Below are 16686 nucleotides of genomic sequence, written 5' to 3' on the forward strand. Positions count from 1 at the left end.
GACAGGGTGGAGATCGCCACCGAGACCGAACGTAAATACGACGTCCCCGAGACGTTCCAGCTTCCTGACCTGGTCGGTGCCGGCGAGATCGCCGGCGTCGACGGCGCCGAGATCCATGATCTCGACGCCACCTACTTCGACACCGACGATCTGCTCTTGATGAGAAATCGGCGGACTCTTCGCAAGCGCGGCGGCGGCCACGACGCCGGCTGGCATCTGAAGACGCCGGGCGACGGCTCCGGCCGGACCGAGCACCGGCTGAACGGCGACAGCGAGTCGGTGCCCGAGGAGCTGACCCGGCTGGTCCGGGCGATCGTCCGGCGGCATCCGCTGGGCCCGGTCGCCCGGCTGCGCACGCACCGGGTGGAGACTCCGCTGAAGGACGCCGACGGCCGGACCCTGGCGCTGGTCGCGCAGGATCAGGTCCGCGCGGAGTCCGACGGCGCCGAGAGCGCCTGGCAGGAGGTCGAGGTCGAGCTGGTCGACGGCGATCCGGCGGTGCTCGACGCGGTGGAGCGGCGGCTGTTGGACGCCGGGGCCCGGCCGGCGCAGGGCCCGTCGAAGGTGTCGCGGGCGCTGGCCGGCCGGCTGGCCGAGGCGAGCAGGGTCAAGAAGACCAAGGGCAGGATCAACCCCGTCCTGCGGTACGCCCGTGAGCAGCGCGACGCCATCATCGAGCACGACCCGGGCGCCCGCCGTGGCGAGCCCCGTTCGGTGCATCAGATGCGGGTCGCCACCCGCCGTCTGCGCAGCACCCTGAAGACGTACAAGAGCTCCTTCGGTGAATCCGACCTGCGTGACGAGCTGCGCTGGCTGGCCGGTGTGCTGGGCGCGGTCCGCGACCCGCAGGTGCTGGAGGAGAAGCTGCTGGCCCTGGTCGAGGAGGCGGGCCCGGAGTTCGCCGCGGCCGAGCAGCGGGTCCGGGCGCATCTGGAGCACCGGATCGAGACGGGCCGCACCGAGCTGGCCGAGGCTCTCGACTCCGACCGCTACCTGGACCTGCTGGACCGGGTGGACGAGCTGGTCGACCGGGACGGCCTGGACACGCCGGACCCGGTGAAGCGGGCGCGCAAGGTGCTGGCCAAGGCCGACGTGCGCCTGGACGCGGCTCTGGCCAGTGGCGTCGAGGAGGACATCCACGAGTCGCGGAAGGGCTTCAAACAGGCGCGGTACGCCGTCGAGCTGATCACCCCGGACCACGGCAAACCGGCGAAACTGCTGGTGAAGGCACTGACCGGGCTGCAGGACGGGCTGGGCGCCTATCAGGATTCCAACGTCGCCCGGTCGGTGTTGCGCGAGCTGGGCGCGGACAGTTTCCATTTCGGCGTGCTCTACGGCAGGCAGGAGCAGGTGGGCCGGGAGGCGCTGGCCGAGGTGCCGAAGCTGGCGCAGCGGGCTCGCCGCCGAAAAGTTCGGCGACTGTTCTGATCTAGCCGGTTGTGGTCTTGGCGTTCGCGGGTATGAATCGAGTCATGCAATCCGAGCAAGACCGTGCGACCACCCACCCCTATGAGGGGCCGATCGTCGAGCTGTCCGGCTACCGCGTCATCGACGACGAGGACGACGACCCGCGCCTGTTGAACGCCGACGGCGAGCCGGTGGACACGTGGCGCGAGGACTACCCGTACGACGAACGGCTGGCCCGCGCCGACTACGACCACGACAAGCGCCTGCTCCAGATCGAGCTGCTGAAGCTGCAGAACTGGTGCAAGGAGAGCGGCGAGCGGCTGCTAATCCTGTTCGAGGGGCGGGACGCGGCCGGCAAGGGCGGCACGATCAAGCGGTTCATGGAGCACCTGAACCCGCGGGGCGCCCGTGTCGTGGCTCTGGAGAAGCCGAACCAGCGGGAGAGCACCCAGTGGTACTACCAGCGGTTCATCAAGCACCTGCCGGCCGCCGGTGAGATCGTGCTGTTCGACCGGTCGTGGTACAACCGCGCCGGCGTGGAACGGGTGATGGGCTTCTGCGACCGCAAGGAGTACCTGGAATTCCTGCGCCAGACCCCGGAGCTGGAGCGGATGCTGGTCCGGTCCGGCATCCACCTGGTCAAGTTCTGGTTCTCGGTGACCAAGGGCGAGCAGCGGACCCGGTTCGCGATCCGCCAGGTGGACCCGGTCCGGCAGTGGAAGCTGTCGCCGATGGACCTGGCGTCGCTGGACAAGTGGGACGACTACACCGAGGCCAAGGAGGCGATGTTCTTCTACACCGACACCGCGGACGCCCCGTGGACGGTGGTGAAGAGCAACGACAAGAAGCGTGCCCGGCTGGCGGCGATGCGGCACGTGCTGCACCGCTTCAAGTACGAGGGCAAGGACGCGGAGATCGTCGGCACCCCGGATCCGCTGATCGTCGGCCCGGCCTCGCTGGTGGTCGAGAACACCGAGGCCTCCCCACAGGTATTCCCGCGTCTGTAGTGATTCAAAATCATTGGCGCGGCCTCCCCCGGCTGGATAACGTGGCCGTACACGTGAAGGGAGGTGGTCCAAAGTTGTGTAGCACTGGGACTCGTGAGGTGGCTGTCCGCTAGCCGCTGTCCTCGACAGCTCTGTCGAGACCGTGTGGCAGCGGTCGCGGCGTAGAACCAGACAGCCACCCGACCCCTGGGGATCCGGCCTTGTCCGACCGGACCTCACTCTGCTCATGCCGAGTGAGGAAGTCCCCAGGGGTCGCTTCATATCCACGGGGGTGCAAGGTCATGCGTGAGCTGGTGGTTCTCGGGACGGCGAGCCAGGTCCCGACCCGGCACCGCAACCACAACGGCTACCTCCTGCGCTGGGACGACGAGGTGATCCTCTTCGACCCGGGCGAGGGCGCCCAGCGCCAGATGCTGCTGGCCGGCGCCCCGGTGACCCCGCTCCGGCGGATCTGCATCACCCACTTCCACGGCGACCACAGCCTCGGCCTCCCCGGCATCCTGCAGCGCATCTCGCTGGACCGGGTGCCGCATCCGGTGACGGTCCACTACCCCGCCGGTGGCCAGGAGTTCTTCGACCGGCTCCGGCACGCCACCAGCTACTGGGACAACGCCGATATCGTGCCGGCCCCGGTGAGCGCCGGGTTCGCGGTGGAGACGTCCGCGGGGCGCCTCACGGCTCTGGAGTTGCGGCATCCCATCGAGACGTACGGGTACCGCCTCACCGCCCCCGACACCCGGCGGATCGTCCCCGCCCTGATCGCCCGGCACGGCATCCAGGGCCCGGCGGTCGGCGAGCTGCAGCGCACCGGCCGGCTCGGGGACGTCACGCTGGAGCAGGTCAGCACGCCCCGCCCGGGGCAGAGCTTCGCCTTCGTGATGGACACCGGCCTGTGCGACAGCGTCTACGAGCTGGCCGACGGCGTGGACATGCTGGTGATCGAGTCGACGTTCCTGTCCGAGGACGCGGAGCTGGCGGCGCAGGTGGGGCATCTGACAGCCGGGCAGGCGGGTGCGGTGGCGCGCGCGTCCGGCGTACGCAAACTGGTCTTGACCCACTTCTCGCAACGCTATCCGGACCCGAACCGCTTCCTCGAGGAGGCCCGCAAGGAGTTCGACGGCCCGATCGTGGTCGCCGAGGACCTGATGCGGGTGCCGGTGCCGCCGCGGCGCTAGCGTCGCTTCATGACCGTTCTGCTGCGCCCGGCGCACGACGACGACCTGGCCGCGGTCGGCGCGCTGCATCACCGCTCGCGTGCCGCCGCCTACGCCCATCTGATCCCGGCGGAGTCGTTCGCGGCCCGCGGGCCGGAGGCGTTCAGTGCCTGGTGGGTGGAGCGGTGGCGGTGGGAGAAGGACACCCATCGGATGACCGTGGCGGAGGCCGGCGGCGAGCTGGCCGGGTTCAGCTATGTCGGGCCGAGCGAGACGCCGGATGCCGCCGAGCTGTACGCGATCCACGTCGCGCCGGAACGGGTCGGCACCGGTGTCGGCCGCCCGCTGATGATCGACGCGCTGCAGCGGCTGGCCGGGTTCGGCACGGAACGGGCGGTGCTCTGGGTGCTGGCGGACAACGTGGTGGCCCGGCGCTTCTACGAGAAGGGCGGCTGGACCCCCGACGGCGCCACTCGCGTCGAGCCGATCAACGACGTCCCGTTCCCCCAGCTCCGCTACTCCCACCCCACCCCCTGAACCCCCAGCTGGTTCTGGTGGCTGTCTCAACCGTGCCGAGACAGCCCTGAGAGCCAGCCGGATGGGGGTAGGACACACGGAACGCCCGTCGCGGTGGGATGCGACGGGCGTTCCGTGACCCTGCTGGTTGGGCGGGAACACGCGACCGAGTGAATGCGGGGGAACCTGTGATCGCGTGCTCCCGCCCACCGCCCCGCCCGAGCCGGATGCGCCTGGCCGGAGGCGCTCGATCAGCGGAGGCGTGCTGATCTGGGATCCGGGTTCTAGGGCGGGTCTGGGCGCGGGATACCGGAACGCTGGCGGGGCGCGCCGGTGTCACCGCTGGGCGACGTCGACCGGGCCGGGAAGCCGTACTTGCCGGGGGACGGTCAAGTGTTGTCGGCGACGTCGGGGTCTCTGGTCAGGCCTGGTACCTCCGGTGGTCGTCGTTGCGGTGGTACGGGCCGGCGGCGTACCGGTTCCCGATCTCCTCCGTCCCGGCTCGCCGGCCGGGCAGTTCACGCATGCTGTTGAGGTCGTGCCGCAGTGTCCACGCCTCACGCCAGGGCCGGCGAGCGACCGCGTCGGCACGCTCGGCCAGGCGCCGGGCCGAACACGGCCAGCGCCATCCGCACCAGACGCAGTCACCGTCCGGGCCGGCCGCCGTGTGGCGGCCGAGCATCTGCTGCGCGTCCCGCCACAGCAGGCGGTCCACGATGTCGGCGGGCGCCGCCTCGTCGACGTCGACCATTCCCTACCCCTTCGTCCGGGAGTGGCTCATAGCTCCGTCACGACACATACAACCCCAGCAGACCATCCTCCGGTCGGACTGTCTGTGCGACTACGGCGACTATCCGTGACGATCCATGAAACGGCGACGGCGCCCACCCGAAGGGCAGGCGCCGTCGCGTCGTGCTTCAGGACAGGTGGGCCAGCAGATCCTGGCGGGTCAGGACGCCGGCGGGCTTGCCGTCGACCAGGACCATCGCGGCGTCGCCCTTCTCCAGAAGGGAGACCGCCTCGGCAACCGGCTCGCCCCCGCCGATCATCGGCAGCGGGTCGCTCATGTGCCGTTCGATCGTGTCGTGCAGGTGGGCCTGGCCGGTGAAGAGCGCGTCGAGCAGCGCCTTCTCCGAGATGGAGCCGGCCACCTCGCCGGTGACGACCGGCGGCTCGGCCTTGAGGACCGGGAGCTGGCTGACGCCGTACTCCCGCATGTAGTCGATGGCGTCGCGCACCGTCTCGGTCGGGTGCACGTGGATCAGCGGCGGGATCCCGGCGGCCTTGCCGGCCAGGGCGTCGGCCACCGTGGGGGTGCCCTCCTGGGTACGCAGGAACCCGTACCGCGCCATCCATTTGTCGTTGAAGATCTTCGAAAGGTAGCCCCGGCCGCCGTCCGGCAGCAGCACCACGACCACGTCGTCGGGGCCGGCCTTGCGCGCCACCTCGAGCGCGGCCACCACGGCCATCCCGCACGAGCCGCCGACCAGCAGGCCCTCCTCGCGGGCCAGGCGGCGGGTCATCTCGAACGAGTCCGAGTCGCTCACCTTGATCACCTCATCGGTGACCGAGGTGTCGTACGCGGTCGGCCAGAAGTCCTCGCCGACACCCTCCACCAGGTACGGCCGGCCGGTCCCGCCGGAGTAGACGGAGCCTTCCGGGTCGGCGCCGATGACGCGTACGTCACCCTGCTCTTTCAGATAGCGCCCGACCCCGGTGATGGTGCCGCCGGTGCCGACGCCCGCGACGAAGTGGGTGATCTTCCCGGCGGTCTGCTCCCAGAGCTCCGGGCCGGTCTGCTCGTAGTGTGAGCGCGGGTTGGCCGGATTGCTGTACTGGTCGGGTTTCCAGGCCCCGGGAATGTCCCGGGTGAGCTGGTCGGAGACGTTGTAGTAGGAGCGCGGGTCCTCCGGGGCGACGGCGGTCGGGCAGACCACCACCTCGGCGCCGTACGCCCGGAGCACGTTCTGCTTGTCCTCGCTGACCTTGTCGGGGCACACGAAGACGCACTTGTAACCGCGCCGCTGCGCCACGAGGGCCAGGCCGACACCGGTGTTGCCGCTGGTCGGCTCGACGATCGTGCCACCGGGTTTGAGGAGGCCCGCCTTCTCGGCGTCCTCCACCATCCGCAGCGCGATCCGGTCCTTGACCGAGCCGCCGGGGTTCATGTACTCGACCTTGGCCAGCACTGTGGCACTGATGCCTTCGGTCACGCTGTTCAGCCGGATCAGCGGGGTGTTACCGATGATCTCGACCACGTTGTCGTAATAGCGCACGACTCACTTTACGCCCAGAGTCACCCGGCTCCGTTCCCACTCCAGGAACCGCTCGGTCTCGGCGAGGATCGCGCCGGCCAGCCAGGTCACCGCGACCGCGTCGTCGATCAGGCCGAACGGCCCGACCAGCAACTCGGGAACGGCGTCGATCGGGGTCACCACATAGGCGGTCGCGGCGGCCATCATGGCCAGGCGCAGACCGCCGTCGTAGTGCCCGCGCACACTCGCCAGGCACATCCTCGGCAGGGCCCCGAGCCGCTGGGCCAGCGACGGCCCACCCCGGTTCCCGGCCGTCAGCGCCCGGGCCAGAGCCGTCATCGCCGCCGCACGTTTCAACGTTTTGGCCATCCCTGTTCCCCTTTCCGCCACTCAAGCATGACCTGGGCGCGCCATGATTGCCTCTCGCCATCGCGAGTTAGCCTCGAATTCCGACCCCACCCGCCGATCATGGGCGAGCCGGATGGTTCCCTTCGAGCGACAGCGAGGGAGCACTTATGAGCACCATCGAGGTACCAGATGTCCACTGGCGCTGGATCAAAACCGCCGGGCGCGTCGCCGGTGCAGCGGCGGGGTTGACGGCGCTGTCCGCCGGGCTGCTGATGCGACAGGCCGCCGAGGCCCGCCGGGTGATCCCGATGGCCGAGGCCCCACCGCCGCGCGGTGACGGCGTCTACGGCGCCAAGTTCGGTGGGAAACCACTCGAGCTGGTGATCCTGGGCGACTCGTCGGCCGCGGGCTACGGTGTGCACCGCCCCCGCGAGACGCCCGGCGCGCTCTTCGCCACCGGCATCTCCCGCCGCGTGCGCCGACCGGTCCGCCTGCACCGGCTGGCCGTGGTCGGCTGTGTCTCCGCCGGCCTGCCGTACCAGGTGGACGCCGCCCTGGAATACGAGCCGGACCTCGCGATCATCATGATCGGGGGCAACGACGTCACGCACCTGTCGGCCCAGCCGGCCGCCGTCCGTCATCTGGGTGACGCGGTGCGCCGGCTGCGCGCCGCGGGCTGCCGGGTGGTCGTCGGCACCTGCCCCGACCTGGGCGCGATCAAGCCGATCAAACCGCCGCTGCGCTGGCTGGCCCGGCGATGGAGCCGGCAGCTGGCCGCCGCACAAACCGTCGCGGTGGTCGAGGCCGGCGGGCGTACGGTGTCGCTGGGCAGCCTGCTCGGCGCGATGTTCGAGGCCGATCCGGTGCGGATGTACAGCGCCGATCGTTTCCACCCGTCCGCCGAGGGGTACGCCAGGGCGGTATCCGTGATGATGCCGACCGTCATGGCCGTGCTCGGCACGGACGACCGGGTCACCCTCCCGGTGGCCGAGGACGTCCGCGCCCTGCCCGAGGCGGCCGACGAGGCGGTCCGCGCGCCGGGCACCGAGGTCGCCCCGGCGGGCCCGTGGGCGCGGATGCGGCGCTACCGCTGGTTCCGGCCGGCGGCTGCCGCTCCCGTTCCCAGCGGTGACTCCGCCGGCGGGGCCGTAGGGTATACCCCAGAGGATCATCAGGTCGGCTGACGCAGGGAGGCGGGACATGGCTGGGCTGCCGGAACGACTGAGCAGGGCCGCGGCCACGAGCCTGCTGGCCGGTGTGGTGGGCGGCGTCGCCCTGATCACCGGTGAGCTGCTCGCCGCCAAGGCGCGCCGCTACGCGAAACCCACGATGGGTCTCGCCCTGCGCACCTCGATGGGCCCACAGAACGCGCCACCGCTGCGCCTGGTGCTGCTCGGCGACTCCGCCGCGGTCGGCGTCGGCGTGGAGTGGCTGTCCGACACGGTCGGCGGCCAGCTCGCCCGGCTGCTGGCCGACGGCGGCACCGAGACCGGGCAGCGGCACGTGCTGCTCTCCAGCGTCGGGGTGGCCGGGTCACGGTCCAGCGATCTCGCCACCCAGGTCGCCCGTTCGCTGCTCGGCGACCGGCCGGACGTGGCGGTGATCCTGATCGGCGCCTACGACGCGGCCTCCGGCCGGGCCCCGGAGGACGCCGCCGGCCAGCTCGCCCAGGCCGTTCGCCGGCTCCGCTCGGCGGGCGTCCAGGTGGTCGTCGGCACCTGCCCGGATCTGGGCGCGTCCCGTTCGATGGCGCCGCCGCTGCGGCAGATCGCCGGGCTGATGGGCCGCCGGATGGCGCGGGCGCAGGCCAAGGCGGTCACCGATGCCGGCGGGGTGGTGGTCGACCTGGCCGCCGAGACGGGGGCGGTGTTCCGGGCCGATGCGGGGACGCTCTGCTACGACGGCTTCCACCCGTCCGCCGACGGCTACCGGGTGTGGGCCCACGCCCTCTACCCCGCGGTCGCGAAGGCCGCCATGACCGGTGTCTGAAGTTATTTCACTGAGTGTGAGAAATTAGCACTTCCGGTTATGTTACTGGCGAGTAAACTGGGGCCATGCCGGAAGCTGTCATCGTCGCCACTGCCCGCTCCCCCATCGGCCGCGCCCACAAGGGCTCGCTGAAGGATCTGCGCCCCGACGATCTCGCCACCACCATCGTCGACGCCGCCCTCTCCAAGGTCCCGCAGCTCGACCGCACCCTCGTCGAGGACCTCTACCTCGGCTGCGGCCTGCCCGGCGGCGAGCAGGGCTTCAACATGGGCCGCGTGGTCGCCACCAAGCTGGGCCTGGACGGCCTGCCCGGCGCCACCGTGACCCGCTACTGCTCGTCCTCCCTGCAGACCACCCGGATGGCCTTCCACGCCATCAAGGCCGGCGAGGGCGACATCTTCATCTCCGCCGGTGTGGAGACCGTCTCCCGGTTCGCCCGCGGCTCCTCCGACGGCCTGCCCTCGGAGGCGCAGGCGCTGGTCGGCGGCCCGTGGACCAACCCGGCTTTCAACGAGGCGCAGGCCCGCACCCAGATCTCCGCGAAGAACGGCACCACCTGGCACGACCCGCGTGAGGACGGCCTGCTCCCGGACATCTACATCGGGATGGGCTACACCGCGGAGAACCTCGCCCAGATCAAGAACATCTCCCGCGCGGAGATGGACGAGTTCGGCGTACGCTCGCAGAACCTCGCCGAGAAGGCCATCGCCAACGGCTTCTGGGAGCGGGAGATCACCCCGATCACCCTGCCCGACGGCACCGTGGTGTCGAAGGACGACGGCCCCCGCGCCGGCGTCACCATCGACGCGGTGTCCCAGCTCAAGCCGGTTTTCCGGGAGGACGGCCGGGTCACCGCCGGCAACTGCTGCCCGCTCAACGACGGCGCCGCCGCCCTGGTCATCATGAGCGACACCAAGGCCCGTGAGCTCGGCATCACCCCGCTCGCCCGGATCGTCTCCACCGGCGTGACCGCCCTCTCCCCGGAGATCATGGGCCTGGGCCCCGTCGAGGCGTCGAAGCAGGCCCTCAAGCGCGCCGGCATGAGCATCGGCGACGTCGACCTGGTCGAGATCAACGAGGCGTTCGCCGCCCAGGTGATCCCGTCGTACCAGGACCTCGGCATCCCGATCGAAAAACTCAACGTCAACGGCGGCGCGATCGCCGTCGGCCACCCGTTCGGCATGACCGGCGCCCGCATCACCGGCACCCTGCTGAACTCCCTCGACTGGCACGACAAGTCGATCGGCCTGGAGACCATGTGCGTCGGCGGCGGCCAGGGCATGGCCCTGATCATCGAACGCCTCAGCTGATCTCCCACCATCTCGGGCCCGGCACGTCGCACCACGTGCCGGGCCCGCTGCTTTTCAAAACCCTTGCCCGGGTACGCCGTAACTCCCCTCCGGACCCCGCCGCCCCGGCGACACCGGCCCGGCGCCCCTTCCCGGACCGCACAGCTCCGAACGGGTACCAGCTTGAGCGGGTACCAGCCCTGAACGGTCCAGCCCTGGCACGCAATGCTTCTAAAGCACCGCTCTAGTAGGCGCCGCTCTAGTAGGCGCCGCTCTGGGCGGATGGTGCGCTGGAAGACACCGCTCCGGGCGGCCCGGTTCAGCCCCTCGGTCCGGCCCCAGGCTCCCTGCAGCCCCGAATTCTCAACCGGACACCGCACCCCAAGATCTCAAGCGACTGGTCGTCAGGGGCTACCTCAATCGCCCGGAGACAGCCTCACAACCCGCCGGTCTGGCGGTCATGGTCGTTTCCAAGCCGGTTGTACTACCCCGGGGTTCCCGGCGGCTGGCCCTCATGGCTGTCTCCGGACCAGCAAGACGGTCATGACAACCCGGCCGGCTGCAGGCTGACGTCACCAATGGCGCCAGGCCGGCAAGACGACCAGCTCCAGGATTGGGCCGGCCCTCACGACTGTCTTCAGGTCGCGAGACAGTTATGACAACCAGTCCGGCTCTCGGACGGACGTCACCATGCTCCCGGGCCGGCCGACTGTCTCCGGGGCGGCGAAACAGCCGGCCGGGGTGGCCGGTGGGTCAGAGGGTCAGGCGGACCTCGTCGACGGCGGTGGTGGCGCGGTCGAGCAGCGCCGCGGCGGGAGCGGCCGCGAGCAGGTCGTCGGCGAGGACCCGCAGCTGGTCGCTCAGGACCAGGTCGTGGAGGTGCGGGACCGGGCGCTGCGGGCGGCCCTCCGCCTCGGCGCCGAGGTCGGCCAGGGTCTGCACGAGGGTGCGCACCAGCTCGGAACGGGTGCCCCCGGCGGGATGTGAGGTGCGCCACCGCGGCTCGTCCCAGTGATGGATCTTGGTGAGGAGACGCTCGATGGAGGTGGCGAAGTCGGGCACGCGGCGACGATACCCGGAAACGGGCGAAGCCCGTCCGCGTGGGACGGGCTTCGGGGCAACGCCCGGTCCGCGGGGAGACGGGCCGGGCGCTGCTGGTGACGACGGACGAACCGTCAGTCGTCGCCGCCTTGGAAGTAGCTCAGCAGGCGGAGGATCTCGATGTAGAGCCAGATGAGACCGACCAGGATGCCGAACGCCGCCGTCCAGGAGTAGCGGCGCGGCAGACCCATCCGCACGCCCTCCTCGATCTCGTTGAAGTTCAGGATGAAGCTCAACGAGGCGACCACGATGCAGACCAGGCTGAAGCCGATGCCCAGCGCGCCGCTGTCACGCAGGCCGGTGTTGACGCCGAAGAGCGACAGCACCAGGTTGATCATCATGACCGCGAAGAGACCGGCCATGATGGCGATCATGCCGCGGACGAACTTCGGCGTCGCCCGGATGACACGGGCCTTGTAGAGGCCGGCCATCACGAAGAAGACACCGAAGGTGGCGATCACCGCCTGCATGACGATGCCCGAGTAGAAGCTCTCGAAAGCCTTGCTGATCAGGCCGACGAACGCGCCCTCGATGACCGCGTAAGCGATCACGAGCGCCGGGTTGGCCATCCGCATGAAGGAGATGACCAGGCCCAGGACCAGGCCGACCATCGCGGCGCCGAACGCGGCGGCGGTGAGGGCGGTGTCCGGGACGAGGGTCCAGGCGGCGGCCGCGGAGGCGCCGGTGATGCCGAGGAGCGCAACGGTCTTGACGACGACGTCGTCAATGGTCATCGGCGCGACGGCCGGCGGAGCGGCGGGGTAGCCGGTGGCCGTGGGGTAGGGGTCACCGTAACCGGGCTGGCCGTAACCGGGCTGACCATAACCCGGTTGCGGGGCCTGGCCATACGGCCCGTACCCGGCAGTACGCTCCCGCTCGGCCGCCTGGCCGAGGCGCGAGAGCACCGGGTTGGAAGTCTTCACTGTTTCCAGCCTCCCTTGAGGTCAAGGCGCTATGCCTGTCGTTCAAGGGTAAGCCGTCCGTCCACATCCCGCCGCACCCGGAACCTGTGAGCAGGCTGAAAATGCCTCGTGTCGGTGCTGGTCAGGGCCCATGTGAACAAGATCGCGGTCGCGGCGTGACGCCGCGACCGCGCTGGACGTGCCCGGGGCGGGTCTCGAACCCGCACGCCTTTTGGGCAGCCGCTTTTAAGGCGGCCGTGTCTGCCATTCCACCACCCGGGCGGCCTGGAAACACCGTAGCTGGTGCCGCCCAGGCAGTGGAAACGGCATTGGCCCGATCAGCGGGACCCGGCGCCCACCTTCTTCTCCGCGGCGGGCTTCTCGGCGGGCAGCGCCACCGGCGGGGTCACCTCGGTGAACTCCTCACGGGGGTGGTGCAGCTGGCCGAGGGCCACGGTCTCCCGCTTGAGCAGGAACGCGAGCACCCAGTCGGCGAGCACGCGCACCTTGCGGTTGAACGACGGGATCCGGCTGACATGGTAGAAGCGGTGCATCAGCCACGCCGGGTAACCCTTGACCTTGATGCCGTAGACGTGCGCGACACCCTTGTTGATGCCCAGGCCGGCGACGCCGCCGACGTGCTTGTGGCGGTACTCCTTGGGGGCGCCGCCGAGGATCACCTGGGCGATGTTGTCGGCGAGCACCTTGGCCTGCCGGACGGCGTGCTGGGCGCTCGGGGAGCACCAGCCGCCCGGGTTGGTCAGGTCGGGGACCTGGGCGCAGTCACCGGCGGACCAGGCGCCCTCGAGCGGCTCGCTGGTCTCGTTGTCCGCCACCTGGAGGGTGGGCAGGCAGTTGACGTGGCCCTTCGGGCCCAGCGGCAGGTCGGTGTTGGCCAGCATCGGCGACGGCTTGACACCGGCGGTCCAGACCAGCGTCTCGGCCCGGAACGTGTCACCGTCGGACAGCACGATCTGCCCGTCGACGCAGGACTGCAGGAAGGTGCTCAGGCGCAGGTCGACGCCCCGGCCGGCGAGCTGGCGCGCGGTGTAGGCGCCCATCTCCGGGCCCACCTCGGGCAGGATCCGGTTGCTGGCCTCGACCAGGATGAAGTGGACCTCCTTGGGGTCCAGCTCGGGGTAGTACTTCAGCGCGTCGGCGACCACGTCCTGCATCTCGGCGAGCGCCTCGATGCCGGCGAAGCCGCCACCCACGAACACGAAGTTCAGCGAGGCCTTGCGAACCTCCTCGTCGGGCGTCGCGGCGGCGACGTCCAGCCGGTCGAGGATGTGGTTGCGGAGGTAGATGGCCTCGCCGATGGTCTTGAGGCCGATGCCCATGTCGCTGAGGCCGGGGATCGGCAGCGTGCGGGAGACGGAGCCCGGCGCCACGATGATGTGGTCGTACTCCATCTCGTAGGCCGGGCCGTCGATCGGCTGGACGGTGACGGTCTTGCGAGCGTGCTCGACCTTCGTCACCTCACCGGAGACGATGCGGCACTTCTTCAACTCACGGCGCAGCGGCACCACGGCGTGTCGCGGCGAGATGTTCCCAGCCGCTGCCTCAGGCAGGAACGGCTGGTAAGTCATGTGAGGAACAGGGTCGATGACGACGACCTCAGCCCGATTGCGGTTCAGCTTCTTGGACAGGCGGAGGGCAGCGTAAAGCCCGACGTGACCTGCTCCTACGACGACTACGCGCGGCGGATTCACGCCCCTATTGTCGCGCGCGAGGGCCGTCTCATGCGCCGTTCTGTGACGATCACAACGGCGGAAGTCAAGTGACGTAACACTCAGAATTCACTCGCGCCGGGTCATACGTGCTAGGAGGATCGTCACCGCGGCGGCTGCCGCGAGGCCGACGAGCGTGGCAACCTGGAAAGCGTCTCCGCCCAGGTCAGCGGTGAGTCCGAGGGCCAGGACGATCACCACGGCGGAGATCAGCACCACGATCAGGGCGCGGCCCAGCCAGAGGGCGGGCACGTCCAGCTTGACCATGGCGTCGTACGGCAGGACCGCCGCCAGAGCGGTCAGGGTGTGCGCCAGATAGAGCAGCGTCGCCAGGGCCAGCACCCGCCACAGCGCGACCGGGGCGCCGAACCCCGCGGTGTCGATGAGCCAGCCGGCGATCACGGCGAGCGCCGCCGCGGTGCCACCCTTGCCCCGGGGGGCCACCGCCGGCCAGATCACCGCCGCCACGACGAGGCTCATGAACCGCGGGCTGGACAGCATCTCGGCCGGCCAGGCCACGCCGACGGCGAGCAGGCCGGTGAGGAGGATGCCGCAGCGGATGATGAACGGCACCGCGGTGGCCCGCTGCGCCGCGGTCTGCCACCGCTGCACCGGGCTGGTGAACCGCCTCGGCATGTCAGTGCCCCCTCGGGACCGAAGCCAGCCGGGCCACGTCGCGCAGCACCAGGTCGAGGCTGCCGGCGCCGGCCCAGGCCACCACCGGAACGCCGTGCTCGCGCAACCGGCCCAGAACGTTCTCCCGTTCGATCCGCCACAGCCGGGTCGACATGGCGGTCCACTGGTTCTTCACCGGCGGCGCGGCCTCCGGCGGCAGGGTGTCGACGGCCACCACGTAACGGCCGGACTGGGTGAGCTGGGCGAGCATGTCGGCGGCCCGCGGGTCGACCAGCGGGGTGAGCACCACGACCAGCGCGGACGAGGAGACGTGGTGGGCGCCGAAGACGTTCTCGTACTGCTCGGTCTCGGCCGGGTCGGGCCGGACGTCGAGCAGCCACTCCAGGACGGTCAGGTACTGCCGGCGGCCGGAGGCGGGGCGCAGCCGGCGGGCGGTCGCGCCGTACTCCAGCAGCGAGACCCGGTCGCCCCGGTGCAGGTAGTGCTCGGCGATCGCGGCCGCGGCCCGGACCGTGGTGTCCAGCACCGACGAGCCGCCGCGTACCCCGCCGGAGAGGCCGATCTCGCCCAGCACGTCGAGCAGCAGCAGCACCTCGGCGTCCCGGTCCGACAGGGTCGAGGCGACGTGCAGGTCGCGGGTCCGCAGCGAGACCCGCCAGTCGATGCGGCGCAGCCGGTCGCCGGGGGCGAACTGCCGGACCCCGGCGAGTTCTCCGCCCTCACCCGGGCGCCGGGACCGGTGCGCGCCGACCAGGCCGGCCGCGGCGGGCATCGACTCGACGGCGTTGAACGGCTCGGTGACCGGATAGACCCGGACGCCCCGGGCCGGGGTGACCACCGGGCGGCAGGCCAGCAGGCCACCGCAGGCGGCGGCGCGGGCGGCGGCCGGGCCGACGTCCTGCCGGCCCCAGCGGGTCGCCTCGCCGGGCAGGTCGATGGCGGCCCAGCCGTCGGCGGACACGGTGATGGCGAACGGCCGGTCCGCGTGCTCCAGCTTCAGCCAGGGCGAGGTCCGGGTCCGGACGACGACCAGGTCGTAGCCGATCGCGTCGGGGTTGGCGACGGTCAGCCCGGCGTCCACCTCGCCGCCCTCGACCAGGTGCGCCTCGTCGGCCCGGATGGTGATCTCCGGCGCCGCGGCCGGCACCCGGCGCAGGTTGATCGCGGCGCCGATCGCGAACGGCGCCGCGAGCAGCACCAGGTCGACCCGGCCCAGCGCCACGCCGAGCAGCAGGAGCAAGCCGGTGAGCAGCACCGATCGGCCCAGCGCCCGGGTGGGCTGCCAGAGCGGCCCGGACTGCGTCTCACCCGCGCCCTCGGCGGGCACGGCGGGGCGCAGCAGCGGCAGGTCAGTCATGCCGCGCGTACGTCGGGAGCGCCCCGCTGGCCGGGGCCGGCACCGCGGTGAGCACCTCCTGGACCACGAACGACGGGTTCACCTGGCGCAGCCACATCTCCGGGCGCAGGGTGATCCGGTGGGCCAGCGCCGGGATCGCCACGTCCTTCACGTCCTCCGGAACCACGTAGTCCCGGCCGGCCATCGCGGCCCGGGCACGGGCCAGCAGCAGCAGGGCCAGCGAGCCACGCGGCGACGAGCCGACCAGCACCGCGCCGTGCTCCCGGGTGGCCGAGGCGAGCGCGACGATGTAGCGGCCGATCGAGTCCTCGACGGCCACCGACTCCAGGGCGGCCTGCATCGCCTGGAGGGTCCGGGCGTCGACGACCGGGCTGAGGGTGGCCTCCTCCTGGCGGCGGGACATCCGGCGCTGGAGCACCGACCACTCCTCGTCCGCCGTCGGGTAGCCGAACGACACCCGCAGCAGGAACCGGTCCAGCTGGGCCTCGGGCAGGGGGTACGTGCCCTCGTACTCGATCGGGTTGGCCGTCGCGATCACGTGGAACGGCGGGTCCAGCCGGTAGGTGACGCCCTCGACCGAGACCTGCTTCTCCTGCATCGCCTCGAGCAGGGCGGACTGGGTCTTCGGCGGCGTCCGGTTGATCTCGTCGGCCAGCAGCATGTTGGTGAAGACCGGGCCGGCCCGGAAGGCGAAGTCGCCCTTGCGCTGGTCGTACAGGAACGAGCCGGTGACGTCGGCGGGCAGCAGGTCGGGGGTGAACTGCAGGCGGCGGAAGTCCAGCCCGAGCGCCTGCGCGAAGCACCGGGCGGTCAGTGTCTTGCCGAGGCCCGGCATGTCCTCCAGCAGCACGTGGCCACCGGCCAGGATCCCGGCGAGCACCAGCTCCAGCGAGTCCCGCTTGCCCACCACGACGGAGCCGACCGAGTCGAGGACCGCCCCGGCCAGCCGCCCGACCTCGTACGGGGGAAGAGCCTGCGTCACCGGCGCACCTTTC

At 70.9% G+C, this 16686-nt stretch carries 16 protein-coding genes and 1 tRNA gene; 7 read left to right on the forward strand and 10 right to left on the reverse strand.

What is annotated here, in order from left to right; all coding sequences use genetic code 11:
* The first annotated feature begins 6 nt into the window (after positions 1-6).
* The 4 genes from ACZ3II_RS08500 (at position 7) to ACZ3II_RS08515 (ending at position 4105) form a co-directional block, all read left to right on the forward strand.
* Positions 7-1428 (forward strand): CYTH and CHAD domain-containing protein, encoded by a 1422-nt coding sequence (locus ACZ3II_RS08500; protein WP_465516967.1) that lies wholly within the window; start codon positions 7-9, stop codon positions 1426-1428.
* A 44-nt stretch (positions 1429-1472) separates the two neighbouring features.
* Positions 1473-2414 (forward strand): polyphosphate kinase 2, encoded by a 942-nt coding sequence (gene ppk2, locus ACZ3II_RS08505; RefSeq protein WP_465516968.1) that lies wholly within the window; start codon positions 1473-1475, stop codon positions 2412-2414.
* A gap of 281 nt (positions 2415-2695) precedes the next feature.
* The gene (locus ACZ3II_RS08510; protein ID WP_465516969.1) at positions 2696-3589 is read left to right on the forward strand and encodes a ribonuclease Z; all 894 of its coding nucleotides are present in this window, start codon (positions 2696-2698) and stop codon (positions 3587-3589) included.
* A gap of 9 nt (positions 3590-3598) precedes the next feature.
* On the forward strand, positions 3599-4105 hold the full coding sequence (locus ACZ3II_RS08515) for a GNAT family N-acetyltransferase (RefSeq protein ID WP_465516970.1): 507 nt from the start codon (positions 3599-3601) through the stop codon (positions 4103-4105).
* 400 nt (positions 4106-4505) lie between these two features.
* On the opposite strand, the gene ACZ3II_RS08520 is transcribed toward ACZ3II_RS08515, so the two are convergent.
* The 3 genes from ACZ3II_RS08520 to ACZ3II_RS08530 all read right to left on the reverse strand — a co-directional run bounded on the left by ACZ3II_RS08520 (position 4506) and on the right by ACZ3II_RS08530 (position 6708).
* Entirely contained in the window at positions 4506-4835 is a 330-nt protein-coding gene (locus ACZ3II_RS08520; RefSeq protein WP_465516971.1) for a hypothetical protein, read from the reverse strand.
* 166 nt (positions 4836-5001) lie between these two features.
* A complete protein-coding gene (locus ACZ3II_RS08525; RefSeq protein ID WP_465516972.1) occupies positions 5002-6360 on the reverse strand; it encodes a cystathionine beta-synthase in 1359 nt (452 codons plus the stop codon).
* 3 nt (positions 6361-6363) lie between these two features.
* The gene (locus tag ACZ3II_RS08530) at positions 6364-6708 is read right to left on the reverse strand and encodes a YkvA family protein (protein WP_465516973.1); all 345 of its coding nucleotides are present in this window, start codon (positions 6706-6708) and stop codon (positions 6364-6366) included.
* 146 nt (positions 6709-6854) lie between these two features.
* Here ACZ3II_RS08530 and ACZ3II_RS08535 point away from each other — a divergent pair, with 146 nt between their 5' ends.
* From ACZ3II_RS08535 to ACZ3II_RS08545, 3 genes are all read left to right on the forward strand, one after another.
* On the forward strand, positions 6855-7871 hold the full coding sequence (locus tag ACZ3II_RS08535; RefSeq protein ID WP_465516974.1) for an SGNH/GDSL hydrolase family protein: 1017 nt from the start codon (positions 6855-6857) through the stop codon (positions 7869-7871).
* 16 nt (positions 7872-7887) lie between these two features.
* Entirely contained in the window at positions 7888-8676 is a 789-nt protein-coding gene (locus ACZ3II_RS08540; protein WP_465516975.1) for an SGNH/GDSL hydrolase family protein, read from the forward strand.
* Between the two features lie 65 nt (positions 8677-8741).
* On the forward strand, positions 8742-9986 hold the full coding sequence (locus ACZ3II_RS08545) for an acetyl-CoA C-acetyltransferase (RefSeq protein ID WP_465516976.1): 1245 nt from the start codon (positions 8742-8744) through the stop codon (positions 9984-9986).
* A 732-nt stretch (positions 9987-10718) separates the two neighbouring features.
* On the opposite strand, the gene ACZ3II_RS08550 is transcribed toward ACZ3II_RS08545, so the two are convergent.
* The 7 genes from ACZ3II_RS08550 to ACZ3II_RS08580 all read right to left on the reverse strand — a co-directional run bounded on the left by ACZ3II_RS08550 (position 10719) and on the right by ACZ3II_RS08580 (position 16673).
* A complete protein-coding gene (locus ACZ3II_RS08550) occupies positions 10719-11027 on the reverse strand; it encodes a hypothetical protein (protein ID WP_465516977.1) in 309 nt (102 codons plus the stop codon).
* 113 nt (positions 11028-11140) lie between these two features.
* A complete protein-coding gene (locus ACZ3II_RS08555) occupies positions 11141-11989 on the reverse strand; it encodes a Bax inhibitor-1/YccA family protein (RefSeq protein ID WP_465516978.1) in 849 nt (282 codons plus the stop codon).
* 179 nt (positions 11990-12168) lie between these two features.
* Positions 12169-12250, reverse strand: a tRNA-Leu gene (locus tag ACZ3II_RS08560).
* A gap of 56 nt (positions 12251-12306) precedes the next feature.
* Positions 12307-13680, reverse strand: coding sequence for an NAD(P)/FAD-dependent oxidoreductase (locus tag ACZ3II_RS08565; RefSeq protein ID WP_465516979.1), 1374 nt, complete (start codon positions 13678-13680; stop codon positions 12307-12309).
* 87 nt (positions 13681-13767) lie between these two features.
* Positions 13768-14334, reverse strand: coding sequence for a hypothetical protein (locus ACZ3II_RS08570; protein WP_465516980.1), 567 nt, complete (start codon positions 14332-14334; stop codon positions 13768-13770).
* A 1-nt stretch (position 14335) separates the two neighbouring features.
* Positions 14336-15691: a DUF58 domain-containing protein gene (locus ACZ3II_RS08575; protein ID WP_465516981.1), complete on the reverse strand. Its 1356-nt coding sequence runs from the start codon at positions 15689-15691 to the stop codon at positions 14336-14338.
* Positions 15684-16673, reverse strand: a complete 990-nt coding sequence (locus tag ACZ3II_RS08580) for an AAA family ATPase (protein ID WP_465516982.1) — start codon at positions 16671-16673, stop codon at positions 15684-15686. Before ACZ3II_RS08580 ends, ACZ3II_RS08575 begins: the two co-directional genes overlap by 8 nt.
* Between the last annotated feature and the right edge of the window lie 13 nt (positions 16674-16686).

Source organism: Actinoplanes sp. NPDC019969 (genome assembly GCF_055562375.1).

Coding starts and splice junctions, on each gene's coding strand:
- ppk2 (WP_465516968.1), top strand. CDS start 1,473: ATGCAATCCGAGCAAGACCGTGCGACCACCCACCCCTATGAGGGGCCG.
- ACZ3II_RS08510 (WP_465516969.1), top strand. CDS start 2,696: ATGCGTGAGCTGGTGGTTCTCGGGACGGCGAGCCAGGTCCCGACCCGG.
- ACZ3II_RS08515 (WP_465516970.1), top strand. CDS start 3,599: ATGACCGTTCTGCTGCGCCCGGCGCACGACGACGACCTGGCCGCGGTC.
- ACZ3II_RS08520 (WP_465516971.1), bottom strand. CDS start 4,835: ATGGTCGACGTCGACGAGGCGGCGCCCGCCGACATCGTGGACCGCCTG.
- ACZ3II_RS08530 (WP_465516973.1), bottom strand. CDS start 6,708: ATGGCCAAAACGTTGAAACGTGCGGCGGCGATGACGGCTCTGGCCCGG.
- ACZ3II_RS08535 (WP_465516974.1), top strand. CDS start 6,855: ATGAGCACCATCGAGGTACCAGATGTCCACTGGCGCTGGATCAAAACC.
- ACZ3II_RS08540 (WP_465516975.1), top strand. CDS start 7,888: ATGGCTGGGCTGCCGGAACGACTGAGCAGGGCCGCGGCCACGAGCCTG.
- ACZ3II_RS08545 (WP_465516976.1), top strand. CDS start 8,742: ATGCCGGAAGCTGTCATCGTCGCCACTGCCCGCTCCCCCATCGGCCGC.
- ACZ3II_RS08570 (WP_465516980.1), bottom strand. CDS start 14,334: ATGCCGAGGCGGTTCACCAGCCCGGTGCAGCGGTGGCAGACCGCGGCG.
- ACZ3II_RS08575 (WP_465516981.1), bottom strand. CDS start 15,691: ATGACTGACCTGCCGCTGCTGCGCCCCGCCGTGCCCGCCGAGGGCGCG.